This is a genomic window from uncultured Nostoc sp. (assembly GCF_964245575.1).
In the GTDB taxonomy this organism is placed as follows: domain Bacteria; phylum Cyanobacteriota; class Cyanobacteriia; order Cyanobacteriales; family Nostocaceae; genus Nostoc.
The window spans coordinates 1-2,903 of the sequence record NZ_CAXTNP010000501.1; the positions used below are offsets into that span (position 1 = coordinate 1).

Annotated in this window: 2 protein-coding genes; both read right to left on the reverse strand. The window is 41.6% G+C overall.

Annotation, left to right across the window (positions count from 1 at the left end; translation table 11 throughout):
• Nucleotides 1-598: 598 nt before the first annotated feature.
• Nucleotides 599-1,630, reverse strand: a complete 1,032-nt coding sequence (locus ACFFAP_RS37650; protein WP_375515977.1) for an iron-siderophore ABC transporter substrate-binding protein — start codon at nt 1,628-1,630, stop codon at nt 599-601.
• A partial coding sequence (locus ACFFAP_RS37655) for a TonB-dependent siderophore receptor (RefSeq protein WP_375515978.1) occupies nt 1,618-2,903 on the reverse strand: 1,286 nt, incomplete at its 5' end. The genes ACFFAP_RS37655 and ACFFAP_RS37650, both read right to left, overlap by 13 nt.

Genomic DNA, 2,903 nt, shown 5'->3' on the forward strand with positions numbered 1-2,903 from the left:
CGAACATAATTTTTCTGTTTTTACCCTCTATTTTCCTTAACCGAGCAGTATTGTTGCACCACTGGGCCAGTTTTCGGCTGTGATTGTGCCTCAGATAATTCCTGGCACATGGTAACTCCAGTAGCATCGACTGCACTACAGTGCCGATTGGCTCTCAGGATTACTTTTTTTCACAATCTTGATGCAGGTGCTTAGTCGATAGTAAAAATCCAATTCCTACACAAAAGGCGATCGCTGAGGCAAGTGGCGTGGGAACTCTGCGTTGTAGGCATCTTTAATCTGAAGGGTTTTCAGAAATATTTTGGTTTCTACAATTTTTACCAAAATATGTTGGATAAGAAGAGAAATTCCCGCGATCGCATTATTAGTATTCCGCCGTAAACCTTATAAAATTGTGGGGTGAAAGCTCATTGATTCATGCAAGAAATTTATTGTAGCAGTGATAAAATATCGGGCATGGGCTAAAAAGTGGTTTTTGAGTTGTTGTTAAAGACAATAACTTTACTATATCAGCCCTCTTTCTTCATCCTCTTGTTTTGGCAAAGTATTGCAATTTAAACAAAGTTTGCTAAACGTATTAGCATTGACTACATCACAGTTATTGTGTAGTAGTTGATTTCATTGGTTTTGTCAAATATCGGACTAAATCATCTATGATTCGGTTTGCGGAGATTGGGCCCATACCACGCCAGTAAGAGCCAACTTTGTAGACCTTTGAGCGCTGCACAACTTTTAACTTATGCCATAGTGGAGATGCCAGCAAATGCTGTTGTATCGAGTTAAGATTTTGACTTGCTGCTAGCCAATCTTTAACTAAAAATAGAATATCTCCATCAACTTCATGCAAAAGTTCCTCAGATATGGGAAGAAAAGCGTAACGTCCTCCTAAGCGCAAGCGGATGCTCGTTTCAAAACTGAGTAACTGATTTGGCGGACGTTGAATACCAGCATCGTGGAAAACTTCTCCTTCAAAACTTGCAGCTTCAGGTAGAAAAAGTCCATCAGTACGCAATTCAACCACTGACACGACTGTAGTTAACCGAGACTGACTCATAGAAGCTCTCAACTGTGCTAAACGTGTATAATAGTTAGCCATTAACTGCTGTGCTAAGTCAGTTTTTCCCAAGGCATCAGCAGTAAAAGCTAAGAACCCTTTCCACGGTGCATCTGGGTCAAAAGTACCTAAAACTGTAGGCGCAATGTGAGACAACAGACTGTAGATGTCTTGATGGGAACTTAAGCCTAAAATCAAGTCTGGCTTAATTCGTAAAAGTTTTTCCAGATTAGGTGATTCAAAACCAATATCTTCAATACCTTTAAGCTTGCCTACTAATTGCTGCAAGTTATCTACAGCTTCTTTTGAAGCAGCAATAGGCTTGACTCCCAAGGCAAAAGTAGGTTCTACTAAAGCGGGAACCAAGACAGCAACCCGTTGTGGATGGGTAGGAACCATAGTTTCACCCATGACGTGTTTAACCACGCGCATACTTGTTTTATCGGGTGATTTAGTTAACAGATAACCTTTGTTAGCTGGTAACCTCCACAAGTTACAACTATACAATAATAAAAGTAGTAACAATGCCATTAAAGATAGCCACTTTTGCATGATAGTTACTTTTACAATTGCCACTTTAAAGTTGCCTCTACCTCAAACGGCTCGCCGCGAAAAACACGATTAAAATTGTACGCACCTTGGTAATAAAGAACATCAAACAAATTTTGGAAATTGAGTGCTGCCTGGAATTTGTTGTGGCGGTAGTATAAAGCAGCATCGGTGCGAACATAACTCGGCAACGTGTAGGTGTTGGTCAAATCACCTTCTCTGTCACCAAAATAAAACACACCCAAGCCGCCTCCCAACCCTTGCAGTTTGCCTTTGGGAATAATATAGGTTGTCCATAAAGAAGCGCTATTTTCTGGAGTATTAGCAAGTAAACTTCCGACTTTAAAAGTGTTGTCACGAGTTACACGGCCATCAATATAGTTGTAAGCGGCAATGATGTTCCATCCTGGGGCAAGTTCCCCGGTGAAAAATAGCTCAACACCTCTACTTCTCTGCTCACCAACTTGGATAGCATAGATGGGATTGTTTATATCTGTCGTTACAATGTTGCTTTGAGTGAGTTGGTACAAAGCGAGTGTTGCAGAAAGTTTATCATTGAGCAAGTCGGTTTTAACTCCAACTTCATACTGAGTACCGCGTGTAGGTTCAAAGGGATTGTTGTTGACATCTGTACCCACAACTTGATCGAAAGATTGGCTGTAGCTGGCGTATAGTGAAACAGGTGGAATCGGTTGATAGACAATGCCCAAGCGTGGGCTAAATGCAGAGTTGGATTGCTCACTAACACTTGTGGGGTTGTTAAAGGTTGTGGCGATCGTCTTTTCATCCACAAAGTCCCCCCGTCCACCCAAGACTAACTTCAGCTTAGGTGTGATCGCTAATTGGTCTTGAAAATAAATTCCTAAGTCATCGATTCTCTCCTTATCTTTGCGACCAGCGAAAATATCTCCTGGTGTCTGTCCATAAACTGGATTGTAAATATCAAGCGACGGAAAAGTTCGGATTATAAAACTGTAGGGTGAAACTATCCGTTGATACCAATCAACGCCAACGAGCAATTGGTGTTCTAGAGAACCAGTGTTGAACTTACCCACTACATGAGTATCTTGAGAAAGGTTGCTGACGCTAGTCGGACCCCAAATCTGCTCAAAGCGATCGACAGTACGGTTATCTGCCTCTAAACTCGTTGGTGTGACGTTAGTAGTATAAGGTCGCTCTACAAACGCATAGCTCAAGCTATTGTACAAAGACCACTGATCGCTAAAATTATGCTCAAATTTATAGCTAGCTCGTCCTACTGTCACCTTCTCTCTGTCTTGCGTCGGATCTCCCACATAGG